Consider the following 14,189-nt stretch of genomic DNA (forward strand, 5'->3'; position numbering starts at 1 on the left):
TTTGGTGATAAACTAAATGCACTATGAGGAGGGATTTATGATGACTGGAAGACTGCAAGGTAAAACAGCAATCATTACAGGTGCCGGTGGAGGAATCGGCAAAGGGATGGCGCTCGCCTTTGTAAAAGAAGGTGCTAAGGTCGCTATCGTGGACATCAACGAGGAGATGGGAGCAAAAGCTGAAAAAGAGCTGCAGGCCTATTCTCCGGAGTCATTCTTCATCAAGGGCGATCTGATGGACCACCAGAATCTCCACAAACTTGTTGAGGAAGCGGTTGCAAGGTTCGGCAAGCTCGACATTCTTGTCAACAACGCACACGCTTCCCGGCAGAAGCCGTTTGTCGAGACGACACAGGAAGACCTGGATCTGAGTTTTGGAACAGGGTTTTATCCGACTTTCTATCTGATGCAGGCGGCTTATCCGCATCTGAAAGAGACGAAAGGGGCCGTCATCAACTTTTCTTCCGGCGCGGGACTTACCGGCCAGGTCAACCAGGGTTCCTACGCGGCGGCGAAGGAAGCCATCCGAGCCATTTCCCGCAACGCGGCGAACGAGTGGGGACCGGACGGCATCAACGTCAACCTGATCTCGCCGATCGCCAACTCACCTGGCATCCAGCAATGGAAGGAGCATGAGCCGGAAATGTTCGAAGCCATGCTGCAGAAAATCCCGATGCGCCGGCTTGGCGAACTGGAAGGGGACATCGGCCGCGTCGCTGTCTTCCTCGCGAGCGAAGACGCCTCTTACATTACAGGCCAGACCATCATGGTCGACGGCGGATCGATCATGCTTCGCTGACTGCGTCAGCACGCAACAAAAAGTGTTGCGCTGATTATGCGTAATTTCTGGGAGTGTGAATAGATGAAGGAAACGGACCTGTTTAGACTGATTCATTCGACCGAGGCGGTAACGAATGAGATGGTCATCCGATGGACGAAGGCGTTCCGTTACAACATCGGCATCTCCCCGGTACTTGTTTTGTGGGAATTGAAGACAACCGGACCTCAAAAGCAGTCGGTCCTTGCAGCCAAGCTCGGTTACACGGCTGCCGCCATCACCAATATTGCGCGGAAGCTTGTAAAGGAAGGGATGGCAGAAAGGCTCTCCGATGAGCAAGACCGCCGAAAGGTGCTTCTTTCGATTACGGAAAAGGGAGAAGATGTTCTCCGCGAAGCGCAAGAAACCGGAACCCGGCTGCGGTTGAACATGTTCAGCGTGCTTTCTGAAGAAGAAGTCGATCGGTATCTCGCCATCAACGAGAAACTGCTGACAGCCCTGGAACCGGGGCTGAAGGAATGAAGGAGTGAAATTCATGGGGCGTATGGAAGGAAAAGTGGCTCTGGTGACAGGCGGTGCATCCGGCATCGGATTGTCGTCGGCCATCCTGATGGCACAGGAAGGCGCAAAAGTGGTCATCAGTGACTTTAACGAGGCAGGCGCGAAAGCAGAAGCAAAGAAAATCACCGATTCGGGAGGGGCCGCAAAAGGCATCTTCCTCGACGCGGGCGATGAGGCTTCGATCCGTGAAGCGGTCGAGTTTACAGTGAAGGAATTCGGCAAGATTGACGTCTTATTCAACAATGTCGGCCTCACGAATCTCCAGAAGGACCTGGACGTGGTCAATATGGACCTGGAGGAATGGGATCGTCTCATGGACGTGAATTTAAAGAGCGTCCTGCTCGGTGCCCGGTTCGCCATTCCTCATATGGTTGAGGCGGGCGGCGGCTCGATCATCAATACGGCTTCGATGGCGGCATTTGCCGGTGACGCCACGCGCTCCGCATATGGGGCATCCAAGGCGGGCGTCGTAAATTTGACCCGCTACATCGCAGCCCAGTACGGAAAGGATAAAATCCGCTGCAACGCGGTTGCACCCGGATTGATCCTGACCCCTGCCGCAAAAAGAAATATGCCACAGCAGGTTCAAGACATCTTCAGCAAGTTTAATGCCCTGCCGTACCACGGCGAAGCGGACGATATCGGTTATACGGTCGTGTTCCTTGCTTCCGATGAATCCAAATTCATCACGGGCCAAACGATTCAGGTCGAGGGCGGGCATTACATGGCCAACCCATCGATCGCGGATTTCCAGGCATTCATGAACCAGTCCGGGCAATAACCATCGCCCCTTCTATCAGGAAGGAGCCGTCCCTCACCATAGGTGAGGGGCGGCTTTTTTGAGGTTTCCTGATGACGATGTCCGGCTTCGGTTTCGTCATTCCCCCCGGAAGTTTCGTCATTCGGTTGTCTGATTTCGTCATTCGCAGAGGGCGGGTCCACGAATGACGAAACTGGGGCCGTGAATGCTGAAACCGGAGTCTTAAACGATGAAACCGAGCCTGTGAATGCAGAAACCGCCGCATGTACCGAAATGTGGGCGTTGAGCTGTGCGTAGGTTTCCGGTCAGGGGCTTGCCCCGGGAACTTCCGGAAGACCCGGACGTTCAGGTATGATGGAAAACAGGATCATCTGCACAGGGAGCGAGAATGATGGAAATCGAGAAAGATGCATTGATCATCGATGAACTGGTTGACCTGCTGGAAAACGGAGGCATCCCGCCGGGAGGGAAGCTGCCGTCGGAAAACACGTTGGCTGAGCGGTACCGGGTGCCCCGCTATACCGTCCGGAATGCGCTCAATCACCTGGAGGAGCGGGGGCTGATCGAGTCCATCCAGGGAAAGGGGCGTTTCCTTAAGCCCGGGCCGGCCCGGATCCGGATGTCGCTCAGCGGCAGGACAAGCTTCACGGAGAAGATGAAGGAACTCGGTCATCAGCTCGAGACCGCTGTTGTTTCGTGTGTGCCTAGTGATAATGGGGAAGCGGCCCGGGCTCTCGCGGCCGGACCGGACGATACAGTCTGGCGGATCGGCAGGCTGCGCGTGGTGGACGGGGAGCCGATGGCCATCCACTATTCCCATGTGCTCGAGTCCCGGTTTCCTGAAATCGGCGAGGAGGGACCGGGCATCCGGTCCATGTTCGAGTACTACCGGGAACGGGGATACGGGGACTTCGAAAGCGGCAAGTCCGTCCTGAGTGTCGTGTTCCCTTCTTCCCTGGAACAGGAACTGCTCAGCTGCAGCCGCCTCGTTCCTCTGCTCGCCTTGGAAAGCAGCTGCCTGGACGGACGTTCCGGCGATACACTGGAATACACGCGGATCCTTTACCGGAGCGATACCTTTAAGTACGAGATCTCAGACATACAGGAGTAGAAAGGAGATCAGAACGATGCCCGAACAAGAAACGAGAAGAGTCCTGTTGGATCTGGCTGTCTCACTCGACGGATTCATCGAAGGGAAAGACGGTGAAACCGACTGGTGCATCATGGAGCCCGATATGAAGTTCGATGAATTCCTCGACGGGATCGATACGATTCTCTATGGAAGGAAAAGTTATGACATGTGGGGGCAGTATGCCCCGGAAAAAGGGGCATCCGAAGAAGAAAGGGACTTTTGGGAACGGATCAACAGCAAGGAAAAGATCGTATTCTCAAGAACAAAGCACGGCGATGATGCAGGTTGCATGCATGATGATATTCCCGGTACGATCGCGCGGCTAAAGGCACGGCCGGGCAGGGACATCTGGCTGTACGGCGGAGCGGAGCTCATCACGTCGTTTGTCCATCACGGGTTGATCGACGAATTCAGGCTTTCCGTCCATCCGGTCGTACTTGGAGATGGCAAGCCTTTGTTTATGGACATCAGAGAACGGCTGAATCTGAAGCTGGCACATACCCGCACATTCTCATCAGGCGTGGTCCAGCTGATTTATCATCGGAACTGAACAGTTTTAAAATGCAAGGCGGATTTCCGGGAAACCGGAGGTCCGTCTTTTTTATGGTCCTCTCACATCTTTACATTTCTTTACACAGCCTTAACCCGCGCTAAGTTGTCGCCAAGTTAGGATGGAGTCAGTCAGAGGAGGGAGAGTCCGAAATGAAGCGGAGACGCATGACTGAAATCCTGATCGAAGGGAACCCGGAGCTGGCGGATCGGTTCGCATCCGAAATCAGGCGCCACCATCCCGTACGGGAACTGGTGGCCCCCCGGCAGGGCCTGACGATGATCAAGATGAGGGAGACCGCCAGACAGTCGCTGTTTTATCTGGGTGAAGTGCTGGTGACGGAAGCGAAGGTCGAAATCGGCGATTACATCGGTGTCGGGATTGTCGCCGGCGCCAAGGAACAGCTTGCCGCAGATCTGGCGGTGATCGACGCCGCCTGCCGCGCGGGGCTATCCGAAACGGCAGGGTGGAACGCGATGCTGGAGGCGGAGGAAGTACGCCTGGCCGGCAAAAAGCGCAGGGAGCTGGCCGCTCTGGAAAAGACTAAAGTCCAATTCGACACGATGGAAGAGTGAGGGGAGAACGCAATGCAACTCGATTCAGTGCATGACATCCAGAAAGTTTACCGTGAACTGCTGCAGTGCATGGCAAGGCCGGGGAAGATCGCGGACACCCGGGAAACGGCGGCCAAGGCGGACCTGATCAGGGAATGCCATCCGGCGACGTTCCTTGTGGCCCAGACGCTGCTCGATGCGGAAGTCACGTTCCATGTGCTCGGGGACCGCGCTGAAAACATCCGCCGGAAAATCGCGGATTACACGTTTGCCGCGCATGCGCCTGCCGAAGAAGCGGACTACATCATCGCGCCTCTTTGCACAAGTGAGCCGGAACTGCTTGAGGCGATGCAGGCCTGCAAGGCCGGGACGCTCGAGAATCCCCACGATTCTGCCTTGTGGATCATCGAGTCCGGTGCACTGGGAGAGCCGGCGGGCAGGAAGCTCTCGGGTCCCGGCATCAAGGATGAAGCGGACGCTCCCATTGCCCTCAGCGACGCGTTTGTCAGCACGCGGAATAGGAAAACGCAGGAGTTCCCGGCGGGCATCGACCTCATCTTCACGGACAGCGACGGGGGCATCTCCTGCATCCCGCGCACGACGGCCATTTCGGCAAAGGAGGGGTCGGCATGGGTTATGTAGCGGTCAAAGGCGGGACGGAGGCGATCGAGGCTTCCATCAGCCGCCTGAAATACGAACGCTTAAAGGGCGGCGAACAGGTGGATGTGTCTGCCATCCTGTCCTCGATGAGGCTCCTCATCGACCAGGTCATGTCCGAGGCGAGCCTCTACTCCCCGGAGCTTGCAGCGCTCGCGATCAAGCAGGCGGAAGGCAGCATGGAGGAAGCCGTGTTCCTTCTAAGGGCTCACCGCTCGACGTTGCCGCGGCTGTATTACAGCGAAACCGTGGAGCCGGAGCGGATGGCTGTCGAGCGCCGGATCTCGGCGAGCTTCAAGGATATCCCCGGCGGGCAGCTGCTCGGCGCCACCCATGACTACACGCACCGCCTGATCGATTTTTCCCTTCTCGGAGAAACGGAAGAAGAGCGGAAACGGTGGCTGGGAAAGTATGAAGCGGAATTGTCCGGCCTGGAAGACGCATCAGGTGACGGCTCGTATCCGAAAGTGGTGGAGTACCTGAGGAGCGAGGGGCTGTTCGAGACATTCAAGCCGGACGATACCGAGCCGGACGACGTCACGAAGAATGTCTTCCAGTTCCCCGCATCTCGCAGCGAGCGCCTGCAGATCCTGACGCGCGGCCAGACCGGCGCGGTGACGGCGCTCGGCTATGCATCGCTCAGGGGCTACGGCCAGGTTCACCCGACGGTCGGCGAAGTCCGCGTGGGCAATCTTCCGATCACGGTCCAAGCGTACGGCGGCGATGACGGGGACGATTCGTACTACATCGGATCAATCCGCGCGACCGAGGTCGAATCATTCGTTCCGATGCCTTCCGGAGGCCCGGACGGCAAGCAGGAGCTCCGGTTCGAGATCGGCTACGGCATCTGCTACGGGCAGAATGAAACGAAGGCGATCGCCATGAGCATCCTGGACCAGTGCCTGGAGCATCCGGAAAGCGATGCCCCGTCCCATGACGAAGAGTTTGTCCTGCTCCATGTGGACACGGTGGAGTCGACCGGCTTCATCTCGCACCTGAAGATGCCGCACTATGTCACATTCCAGTCCAAGCTGGACAGCGTGCGGAACACGAGGAAAGGAAGGGACGGACATGAGAGCTGAACCGCAATTCGCCTTTCTGGATGAAGGCTCGAAAAAAGAGATCCGCAGGGCGACGCTGAAGGCGGTCGCCATCCCGGGCTACCAGGTGCCGTTCGCCTCGCGCGAGATGCCGATGGCGCGCGGATGGGGGACGGGCGGGCTGCAGCTCACCTGCTCGCTTGTCGGCAAAGACGACGTGCTGAAAGTGATCGACCAGGGGGCCGATGAATCAGTCAACGCCGTCAGCATCAAGAAGCTGATCCGGGCGACCACAGGCATACCGGTGACCGAGCGGACGGAGGAAGCGACGCTGATCCAGTCCCGCCACCGGATTCCGGAAGTCCCGCTGACGAAAGAACAGATTCTCGTCCTGCAGGTGCCGACGCCCGAACCGCTCCGCCAGTACGAGAAAAAAGAATCCGTCACAAAGCGGCTCCACGCCGAGAGCGAATACAGCGGCGCGTGGCTGATGCTGTTCGAGCAGATCATGAAATACGGGCGCACGACGACGGGCGCCGACCATCCGGTCCTCGTCAACGGGCGGTACGTCATGGCGCCGAGCCCGATCCCCCGTTTTGACAATCCGAAAATGGACCATTCCGAAGCGCTGATCCTGCTCGGGGCAGGCAGGGAAAAGAAAATCTACGCTGTCCCGCCGTATACCGATATCCGCTCCCTCGCCTTTGAGGACCACCCGTTCGAGGGAGAAGACTTTTCCGGGAAGTCCTGCCGATTCTGCGGCGCTACCGGTGTTTTCCTGGATGAACTTCATGTCGAAGAAACCGGCATGACGGAGTACCAGTGCAATGACACGAGCCACTGCGCGGACCGGCTGGAGCGCCAGGATGAAAAAGAGGTGCAGCATGCAACGATTTGAAGAGCGTCCCCTACTGGAAGTGGAGAACCTGACCAAACAGTACGGTCCCGGATGTGACGAATGCGGACAGCCCGGAAGGCCGGGGCTCATCAAGAACTATTGCCCGTCCTGCGGTACGGTCTACGCCTGCAGCGATGTCTCGCTCGATGTGTTCCCGGGGGAGATCCTCGGGATCGTGGGCGAGAGCGGAAGCGGAAAGTCGACCCTGATGCAGTGCCTGTACTTTGACCAGGAGGTCACTGCCGGCACGCTGACGATCAGCGATCCGGAACTGGCGGGGGAGAACCTGTTCGGAGTCTCCTCCCAGCGCAAGCGGTACATCCGCAACCACAAGTACGGCATGGTCTACCAGAACCCGGTCAAAGGTCTCCGGATGGACTTTTCCGCCATCAGCAACATCGCGGAAAAGCAGATCGCCGCGGGCGGGCGGCATGTCGGGAACATGCAGTCCGCCGGGGAGCGGCTTCTCGACGTCGTCAGCATCCCGCTGTTCCGGATGAAGGAAGAGCCGCGGAATTTCTCGGGCGGCATGCAGCAGCGGGTCCAGATCGCCAAGGCGCTGTCGAACGATCCGCCGATCCTGTTCCTCGACGAGGTGACGACAGGCCTCGACCTGTCGGTACAGGCGGCCGTCATCGACCTGATCAAGCAGATCCAGCGCGACCTCGGCATCTCGATGATTGTCGTGTCGCACGACCTGGCCGTCATCCGGATGCTCGCCGACCGGACGCTCGTCATGCTGAACGGCCGGGTGATCGAGTCCGGCCTGACCGACCAGATCCTTGAAGACCCGCATCACGCATATACCCAGCAGCTGGTCTACTCGCTGCTGTAGGGAGGACAAACACATGCACATTCTGCATAACGGAAAAATCATCCTGGAAGACCGGATTCTCGAGGGGATGGCCGTGCTCGTCGACGGAGACCGCATCTCCGACATCGTCCCGGAAGAGGAAATCGGACGCTGGCCGGACGCGGAGCGGCTCGATGCAAACGGCGGCTACATCACGCCGGGCTTTGTCGACATCCATTCGGATTATATCGAGACGATCGCTTCTCCGCGGCCGACGAGCATGATGGACTTTAACCTGGCCCTGCGGGAAGCGGAGAAAATCCTGATCAATCACGGGATCACGACGATGTTCCATTCCCTGTCCTTCTACAAGGAAGACATGTTCACCCATAAGCCGATCCGGCAGCCGGAGAACGTCCAGCGCCTCGTGGATGCAATCAGTTCGCTGCGCGACGGGCTTCACCTGATCCGACACCGGCTCCACGCCCGGTTCGAAGTCGACAATATCGATGAAGTGGACATGCTCATCCAAAACATCCGGGACGGCAAGGTGCATCTCCTGTCGTTCATGGACCATACGCCGGGGCAGGGGCAGTACCGCGACCTTGAAATGTACCGGAACACCCTGAAGGGCTACCGGGACATCTCGGACGATGAAGTGGGTGTCCTGATCGCCGAGCGCACGAGCCGCGAGCAGATGGCGATCGAACGCATCCAGGAAGTGGCCGAAGTCGCCATCTCCCGGGGGATCGCGGTCGCCTCCCATGATGATGATCACGAAAAGAAGCTGGAGCTGGTCCGCTCGTACGGCACGACGATCAGCGAGTTCCCGATCACCTTGGATGTCGCCAAAAAAGCGAATGAACTGGGGATGTCCACGATTGTCGGCGCGCCGAACGTGCTGATGGGCGGTTCGCATTCGGGCAATTTGTCCGCCGCGGAAGCGATCAAGGAGGGCTGTGCGGACATCCTGTGCAGCGACTACTATCCGGCGGCGCTCCTGCATTCGATTTTCAAGCTGCACGACGGGTGCGGCCTGCCGCTCCACGAAGGGTTCGCCAAAGTGACAATCCGTCCGGCCCGGGCGGTCAACATGGAACAGGAAATCGGTTCGGTCTGCCCGGGGAAAAAAGCGGATCTGCTGATCATCGAGCGGATGGACGACGGCTATCCGATGCTGAGCGCGACGATGGTCAACGGCGTGGTCGTCACCCGGACGAATTACCGGAAAAGCTGAGAGGAGGGGGACGATTTGGTCATGCTCGAAGTGAAAGATTTCGGCAAGCGGTTCACGAGCCATCATCAGAACACCACGAGGAAAGCGGTCGAAGGCATCAGCTTCAGCCTGGAGCAGGGCGGTTTCATCGGGATCGTCGGAAAAAGCGGAAGCGGCAAGTCGACCATCCTGAAAAGCATTTACCGCACTTATCTGCCCGATGAGGGGGAGATCTGGTTCGACTCGGAACGGTTCGGCAGGTTGGACCTGCTGAAGGCGGAAGAGCGGCAGATCATCTGGCTCAGGAAGCACGAGATCGGCTACGTCTCGCAGTTCCTGAACGTCATGCCGCGCACGACGGCAAGGGAACTCGTCGAGCAGGCGCTCCTCGGCATGGGCGAAACGCCCGGGGCGGCAAAAATCGGGGCCGAGCGGTCGCTCCGCCACTTCGATCTGGATGAGCGGCTGTGGGACACGTTCCCGAACACGTTCTCCGGCGGGGAAAAGCTCCGGCTGAACATCGCGATTGCCACGGTGAAAAAACCGCGCCTTCTGCTGCTGGATGAGCCGACGGCAAGCCTGGATCACCAGTCCAAGCTGAAGGTCCGGGAAGTGATCAAAAAGCTGAAGGCGGACGGCACGACACTCGTCGGAATCTTCCACGACCTGGAGTTCATGGAAGGGCTGTGCGACGGTGTGTACGACATGAACGAAAAAGCCCTTCGCGGGATGCCTGAGGTGCAGCGATGAAAGCGGACCTTCATGTGCACAGCCGGTATTCGGACGGAGCCGATACGGTCCGGGAAGTGCTGGAGCAAGCTGTTGCTGCCGGCATCACCCACATCAGCTTTGTCGACCACGATACGACTGCCGGCCTGGAAGAGGCGCTTGCCTTGGGTCAAGAATACGCGGTGACCGTCATCCCGGGGATTGAAATCTCTGCCTATGACTTCAGACGGAACCGCAAAGTCCATGTGCTGGGATACGATTACCGCCCGGACGCGCCGCATATCCATGCCCTTTGCCGTCCTCTCCTGGAACGGCGCCACCGGCACACGCTTGAACAGGCCGGGAAAATCCGCGAAACCGGCCTCCGGCTTGACGAGGAGCAGGTGCTCGCCATGGTTCCGGAAGGCGGCATCGCCTACAAGCAGCACCTCATGGACCTGCTGACAAATGCACCGTTTGAGTCGTCGGACTACCGGCAGCTGTACCGCTCCCTGTTCAAGGACGGCGGGCCGGCCTCGGGAGATATCCGGTACATCGATGCGTTCGATGCTGTACGCGCCATCAAAGCGGACGGCGGCTTCGCGGTCATTGCCCATCCAGGGCAGCTTGATTCTTACGGGCTGATCCCGGAACTTGCGGCGGCCGGGCTGGACGGCATCGAACGCCATCACCCCGACCATACGAAAGACGATCACGAACGGGCCGACCGCCTGGCGGCAGAATTGGGCCTGTTCATGACAGGCGGTTCCGATTGCCACGGACGGTACGGCCACCCTGTCACGCTTGGCGAATTCACCAGTCCGGGCAATCCGTTGTTAATGTCTTGTAAACATTCTTAAAGCTGTCTAAAGAAGCCGGCCAACCCATAGCCCCGCGCCCCGGTTCCGTGCTTCAATGAAGCTGAACCACGCAGGATCTGCAGAATGGAAAAAGCCAAAACATCAGGAAAAGGGGATCTGTCAAATGGTGAAAAAGCGATTCGGGCTGCTGCTTGCCGCCGCAGCCACTGCCGCACTGTTGGGAGCTTGCTCCGAAGGGGATGCACAAAGCACAGGCAAGGAAGACGACGTCGTCGACATCGTCTGGTATCCGAACGAATCCGGGAACGACCTGAAGGGGGCCCGTGATGCCATCGGCGAAGCGGTCGGCGAAGCCACCGGCAAAGAAGTGAAACACCACCTGACGACGGACTATGCCATTGCCATCGAAACGATCGTCAACAACAATGCCGAGCTTGCCTTCATGGGCGCGCAAGGCTATATCGAAGCCAAGGAAGGCAACGAAGCCATCGAACCGCTGGCCGTCCCGACCGGCCCGTCCGGCACGCTGGATGACGCCAAGTATCATTCCTGGATCGCAGTCGAAAAGGAAAATGCGGACGAGTACAAGGACGGCGATTCCTACACGATCGACCCGATCGAAGGGAAGTCATTCTCTTTCGTCTCGAACAGCTCGACTTCGGGCTTTGTCGTCCCTTCTTCCTCGATCCTGAATCACTTTTCCGACAAGGGGCTGAGCGAGGAAGACCTGATGGAGGGCGGCCCGTTTTTTGAACAGGTCCAGTTCGGCGGCTCCCACCAGGGCTCGGCAGTGAACCTGCTTAAAGGAACCGTTGAAGCGGCCGCATTCTGCGATACGTGCGTGGATAATTATGTGGAAGTGGCCGAGGGTGAGGCAAACACGCCGGGCTCCGTCTACCGGGTGAAGGATGACGCGGCAGAGCCGTTCCACACCGTACCGGGAGAAGAGTTTGTGCTCGTCAGCGTGACGCCTGTCCTGAACGCGCCGTTTGTCGCCAACACGGAAGTGCTGAGCGAAGAGGACTTCAACAAGATCCGCGATGTCTTCACTTCGGATGAAATCGCCGGCAATGAAGACATCTTTGTGCCGGAAGACTCGGAAGCATCGGGCCTCTTCAAGAAGACGGACGGGGAGCGCTTCGTGGAAGCGGAAGACAGCTGGTTCGATCCGATCCGCGAGCTTTCCAACTGAGTCGATGGGTTCCCGGCCCGCCGGAGCGGCCTGTTGCCGGACGGCGGGCCACTCCGCCAAGGCCATCTTATCAAGCAAAGGAGTTTTTTCAGTGTCATTACTGGAAGTGAACGGTCTGACGAAGTCCTACCAGCCGGGCAACCCGATCCTGAAGGATGTTTCGTTTTCAGTTGAAGCAGGGGAGTTTATCGCGGTGATCGGCCCATCGGGAGCGGGTAAATCGACTATGCTGCGCTGCCTGAACCGGATGGTCGACATCGGGGAGGGCCAGGTGCTCTTCGACGGAAGGGATGTCGGGGCGCAAAACAAAAAAGGCCTCCGCGATGTCCGCAAAAACATCGGCATGGTGTTCCAGCACTACAACCTCGTCCCGAGGCTGACGGTCATTGAAAACGTCCTGCACGGGCGGTTCGGGTACAAGTCGACCCTTCAGGGAGTGCTGGGGCGCTTCACTGAAGAGGAAAAGCGAAAAGCGTTCGACCTGCTCGGGAAACTTGGAATTGCCGAGCATGCCTACAAGCGGTGCGACCAATTGAGCGGCGGCCAGCAGCAGCGGGTCGGCATTTGCCGGGCGCTGATCCAAGATCCGAAAATCATCCTCTGCGACGAGCCGATCGCCTCGCTCGACCCGAACTCGTCCAGGATCATCATGGACCATCTGAAAACGATCTCCATCGAGTTCGGCATCACGTGCATCGTCAACCTCCACCAGGTGGACGTGGCGAAGGACTATGCCAACCGGATCATCGGGCTGAGAAAGGGCGAAGTCGTTTTTGACGGGCCGAGCCCTCTGCTCTCACAACGCTTCACCGACGAAATCTACGGCATGAAGACGGCTGTGGAAATGCGCGAACTGATCACTGTCTGAGGAGCTTTCCGCAAATGAATGAAACCGTACTGAAAAAACGAAAATTCCACATGACGTTGCTGTTCCTTGGGGCCATCCTCCTTACCTGGCTGTCCGCATGGGTCACAGACTACGGTTTTGCCAGCAGCCTCGAGGCGGTTCCCGGGGCGATGATGTGGATGGCCTCCAATCTGCTCGTGGACGGAGAGGCGCTCGTCAAGCTCCCGGACATCATGGGGAAACTGCTCGAGACCGTCTTCATGTCGATCGCCGCCACGACAATCGCCGCGGCTCTGTCGCTGTTCCTTGCGATCATGGGCTCGAAGACGACGATGGTGAACCGCCCGATCGGCGCCGTGTCCCGGTTCGTCGCCTCTTTGTCACGGAACATCCCGGTCGTGGCCTGGTCGCTGATCCTTCTCCTCTCCTTCGGGCAAAACTCGGTGACCGGATTCCTCGCCCTGTTCGTCGGCACGGTCGGCTTTCTGACGCGCGCCTTTATCGAAACGATCGATGAAGCGGCGCTCGGATCGGTCGAGGCACTCCGGTCGACCGGCGCGACATACTGGCAGATTGTCACCAAGGCCGTCGTTCCGCAGGGGCTCCCTCAGATGGTCAGCTGGGTGCTGTTCATGATCGAGACGAACATCCGCAGCGCCACGCTCGTCGGCATTTTGACGGGTACGGGGATCGGCTACATGTTCGACATGTACTACAAGACGATGAACTACGGGGTGGTCGCGCTGATCACGATCACGATCGTGCTGACGGTCATCGTGATCGAACTCCTCTCCACAAGAATCCGGAAGGTGATCCTGTAAATGCAGCAGATAACCCAGCAACCGTCCGTCACCCGGCATACCCGGTCCGGAAAGATCAACATCCGATCCGGCAACCGGGTCAGCCTGGTCCTCCGTGCCACGCTCTGGACGCTCGGCGCACTGACGGTCCTTGCCTTCTTCTTTTTCGACTACACCGGTTTCCGGCCGCTGCAGGCGATCCCGGAAACCCTCTATAACCTGAAAGCCATGTTCCTGGAACCGAAGCTCAGCCACTTCGGCTGGGGTGAGGCGGCGATGCAGGTCGCCATCACGCTCGGGCTCGGCGCGCTCGCCACGGTGTTCGGCGCGGCCTTCGCCTTTTTTCTGGCATTGGGCGCAGCGGAGAATCTCAGCGTCCCATGGCTGTCCAAATCGATCCGTATCGTCGTCGCATTTGTCCGCGCGGTGCCGACAGTCCTCTGGGTGCTGATCTTCGCCATCGCGGCGGGGCTCGGCAGCGAAGCGGCCGTCCTTGGGATGCTGTTCCACTCGGTCGCTTATCTTGTGAAGGCATTTTCGGAAGCGTTCGAGGAAGTCGATCCGAAGATCCTGGAGGCGCTCCGTTCGACGGGTGCCGGCTGGTGGCAGACCGTCGTCCACGGCGTGCTGCCGTCCACGTTCACTTATCTTCTGTCCTGGACCTTCCTCCGTTTCGAGATCAACTTCTCAGTGGCCGTCGCGATGGGTGCGGCCGCCGGAGCCGGCGGCATCGGATTCGAGCTTTTCATGGCTTCCGGATTCTACTTCGACCTGCGTGAAGTCGGTGTCATCACCTACATGATTCTGGCTATCGCCATCGTTCTTGAAGTGCTCTCGACGCGCCTGAAGAGCCGGGTTTACTCGGCAAGCTGACCGGGTTCC

At 58.6% G+C, this 14,189-nt stretch carries 17 protein-coding genes; all 17 read left to right on the forward strand.

What is annotated here, in order from left to right:
- Positions 1 to 40 precede the first annotated feature (40 nt).
- The 17 genes from BLT01_RS01150 (at position 41) to BLT01_RS01230 (ending at position 14,180) form a co-directional block, all read left to right on the forward strand.
- On the forward strand, positions 41 to 799 hold the full coding sequence (locus BLT01_RS01150; protein ID WP_092093421.1) for an SDR family NAD(P)-dependent oxidoreductase: 759 nt from the start codon (positions 41 to 43) through the stop codon (positions 797 to 799).
- A 63-nt stretch (positions 800 to 862) separates the two neighbouring features.
- Entirely contained in the window at positions 863 to 1,300 is a 438-nt protein-coding gene (locus BLT01_RS01155; protein ID WP_092093425.1) for a MarR family winged helix-turn-helix transcriptional regulator, read from the forward strand.
- 13 nt (positions 1,301 to 1,313) lie between these two features.
- On the forward strand, positions 1,314 to 2,120 hold the full coding sequence (locus BLT01_RS01160) for an SDR family NAD(P)-dependent oxidoreductase (protein ID WP_092093430.1): 807 nt from the start codon (positions 1,314 to 1,316) through the stop codon (positions 2,118 to 2,120).
- A 370-nt stretch (positions 2,121 to 2,490) separates the two neighbouring features.
- Complete coding sequence (locus tag BLT01_RS01165) at positions 2,491 to 3,210, forward strand: GntR family transcriptional regulator (RefSeq protein WP_092093435.1); 720 nt, start codon at positions 2,491 to 2,493, stop codon at positions 3,208 to 3,210.
- A gap of 16 nt (positions 3,211 to 3,226) precedes the next feature.
- Positions 3,227 to 3,781 (forward strand): dihydrofolate reductase family protein, encoded by a 555-nt coding sequence (locus BLT01_RS01170; protein WP_092093440.1) that lies wholly within the window; start codon positions 3,227 to 3,229, stop codon positions 3,779 to 3,781.
- Between the two features lie 152 nt (positions 3,782 to 3,933).
- Entirely contained in the window at positions 3,934 to 4,356 is a 423-nt protein-coding gene (gene phnG, locus BLT01_RS01175; RefSeq protein WP_092093444.1) for a phosphonate C-P lyase system protein PhnG, read from the forward strand.
- 12 nt (positions 4,357 to 4,368) lie between these two features.
- A complete protein-coding gene (phnH, locus tag BLT01_RS01180) occupies positions 4,369 to 4,977 on the forward strand; it encodes a phosphonate C-P lyase system protein PhnH (protein ID WP_092093449.1) in 609 nt (202 codons plus the stop codon).
- Positions 4,965 to 6,074, forward strand: coding sequence for a carbon-phosphorus lyase complex subunit PhnI (locus BLT01_RS01185; RefSeq protein ID WP_092093453.1), 1,110 nt, complete (start codon positions 4,965 to 4,967; stop codon positions 6,072 to 6,074). Before phnH ends, BLT01_RS01185 begins: the two co-directional genes overlap by 13 nt.
- On the forward strand, positions 6,064 to 6,930 hold the full coding sequence (locus BLT01_RS01190; RefSeq protein WP_092093457.1) for an alpha-D-ribose 1-methylphosphonate 5-phosphate C-P-lyase PhnJ: 867 nt from the start codon (positions 6,064 to 6,066) through the stop codon (positions 6,928 to 6,930). Before BLT01_RS01185 ends, BLT01_RS01190 begins: the two co-directional genes overlap by 11 nt.
- Positions 6,917 to 7,765, forward strand: a complete 849-nt coding sequence (locus tag BLT01_RS01195; protein ID WP_092093461.1) for an ATP-binding cassette domain-containing protein — start codon at positions 6,917 to 6,919, stop codon at positions 7,763 to 7,765. The genes BLT01_RS01190 and BLT01_RS01195 overlap by 14 nt, the downstream gene beginning before the upstream one ends.
- Positions 7,766 to 7,778: 13 nt before the next feature.
- On the forward strand, positions 7,779 to 8,960 hold the full coding sequence (gene phnM / locus BLT01_RS01200; RefSeq protein WP_092093465.1) for a phosphonate metabolism protein PhnM: 1,182 nt from the start codon (positions 7,779 to 7,781) through the stop codon (positions 8,958 to 8,960).
- A 15-nt stretch (positions 8,961 to 8,975) separates the two neighbouring features.
- The gene (locus BLT01_RS01205) at positions 8,976 to 9,689 is read left to right on the forward strand and encodes a phosphonate C-P lyase system protein PhnL (protein ID WP_092093470.1); all 714 of its coding nucleotides are present in this window, start codon (positions 8,976 to 8,978) and stop codon (positions 9,687 to 9,689) included.
- On the forward strand, positions 9,686 to 10,507 hold the full coding sequence (locus BLT01_RS01210) for a PHP domain-containing protein (RefSeq protein ID WP_092093473.1): 822 nt from the start codon (positions 9,686 to 9,688) through the stop codon (positions 10,505 to 10,507). Before BLT01_RS01205 ends, BLT01_RS01210 begins: the two co-directional genes overlap by 4 nt.
- A 124-nt stretch (positions 10,508 to 10,631) precedes the next feature.
- Positions 10,632 to 11,660 (forward strand): PhnD/SsuA/transferrin family substrate-binding protein, encoded by a 1,029-nt coding sequence (locus tag BLT01_RS01215; RefSeq protein ID WP_092093476.1) that lies wholly within the window; start codon positions 10,632 to 10,634, stop codon positions 11,658 to 11,660.
- A 91-nt stretch (positions 11,661 to 11,751) separates the two neighbouring features.
- Positions 11,752 to 12,528 (forward strand): phosphonate ABC transporter ATP-binding protein, encoded by a 777-nt coding sequence (gene phnC / locus BLT01_RS01220; protein ID WP_092093479.1) that lies wholly within the window; start codon positions 11,752 to 11,754, stop codon positions 12,526 to 12,528.
- 14 nt (positions 12,529 to 12,542) lie between these two features.
- Positions 12,543 to 13,328 carry a PhnE/PtxC family ABC transporter permease gene (locus BLT01_RS01225; RefSeq protein ID WP_092093482.1) on the forward strand — a complete coding sequence of 262 codons (786 nt, stop codon included), beginning with the start codon at positions 12,543 to 12,545 and terminating at the stop codon, positions 13,326 to 13,328.
- The gene (locus BLT01_RS01230; RefSeq protein WP_092093486.1) at positions 13,329 to 14,180 is read left to right on the forward strand and encodes an ABC transporter permease subunit; all 852 of its coding nucleotides are present in this window, start codon (positions 13,329 to 13,331) and stop codon (positions 14,178 to 14,180) included.
- Positions 14,181 to 14,189 lie beyond the last annotated feature (9 nt).

Origin of the sequence: Bhargavaea beijingensis (genome assembly GCF_900101985.1) — a bacterium.
GTDB lineage: Bacteria > Bacillota > Bacilli > Bacillales_A > Planococcaceae > Bhargavaea > Bhargavaea beijingensis.

What these genes read in the sequence shown, in the direction of transcription:
- BLT01_RS01230 (WP_092093486.1), top strand. Translation starts at nt 13,329, where the DNA reads ATGCAGCAGATAACCCAGCAACCGTCCGTCACCCGGCATACCCGGTCC.
- BLT01_RS01225 (WP_092093482.1), top strand. Translation starts at nt 12,543, where the DNA reads ATGAATGAAACCGTACTGAAAAAACGAAAATTCCACATGACGTTGCTG.
- BLT01_RS01150 (WP_092093421.1), top strand. Translation starts at nt 41, where the DNA reads ATGACTGGAAGACTGCAAGGTAAAACAGCAATCATTACAGGTGCCGGT.
- BLT01_RS01210 (WP_092093473.1), top strand. Translation starts at nt 9,686, where the DNA reads ATGAAAGCGGACCTTCATGTGCACAGCCGGTATTCGGACGGAGCCGAT.
- BLT01_RS01190 (WP_092093457.1), top strand. Translation starts at nt 6,064, where the DNA reads ATGAGAGCTGAACCGCAATTCGCCTTTCTGGATGAAGGCTCGAAAAAA.
- BLT01_RS01170 (WP_092093440.1), top strand. Translation starts at nt 3,227, where the DNA reads ATGCCCGAACAAGAAACGAGAAGAGTCCTGTTGGATCTGGCTGTCTCA.
- BLT01_RS01165 (WP_092093435.1), top strand. Translation starts at nt 2,491, where the DNA reads ATGGAAATCGAGAAAGATGCATTGATCATCGATGAACTGGTTGACCTG.
- BLT01_RS01195 (WP_092093461.1), top strand. Translation starts at nt 6,917, where the DNA reads ATGCAACGATTTGAAGAGCGTCCCCTACTGGAAGTGGAGAACCTGACC.
- phnM (WP_092093465.1), top strand. Translation starts at nt 7,779, where the DNA reads ATGCACATTCTGCATAACGGAAAAATCATCCTGGAAGACCGGATTCTC.
- BLT01_RS01160 (WP_092093430.1), top strand. Translation starts at nt 1,314, where the DNA reads ATGGGGCGTATGGAAGGAAAAGTGGCTCTGGTGACAGGCGGTGCATCC.
- BLT01_RS01155 (WP_092093425.1), top strand. Translation starts at nt 863, where the DNA reads ATGAAGGAAACGGACCTGTTTAGACTGATTCATTCGACCGAGGCGGTA.
- phnH (WP_092093449.1), top strand. Translation starts at nt 4,369, where the DNA reads ATGCAACTCGATTCAGTGCATGACATCCAGAAAGTTTACCGTGAACTG.
- phnG (WP_092093444.1), top strand. Translation starts at nt 3,934, where the DNA reads ATGAAGCGGAGACGCATGACTGAAATCCTGATCGAAGGGAACCCGGAG.
- BLT01_RS01185 (WP_092093453.1), top strand. Translation starts at nt 4,965, where the DNA reads ATGGGTTATGTAGCGGTCAAAGGCGGGACGGAGGCGATCGAGGCTTCC.
- BLT01_RS01215 (WP_092093476.1), top strand. Translation starts at nt 10,632, where the DNA reads ATGGTGAAAAAGCGATTCGGGCTGCTGCTTGCCGCCGCAGCCACTGCC.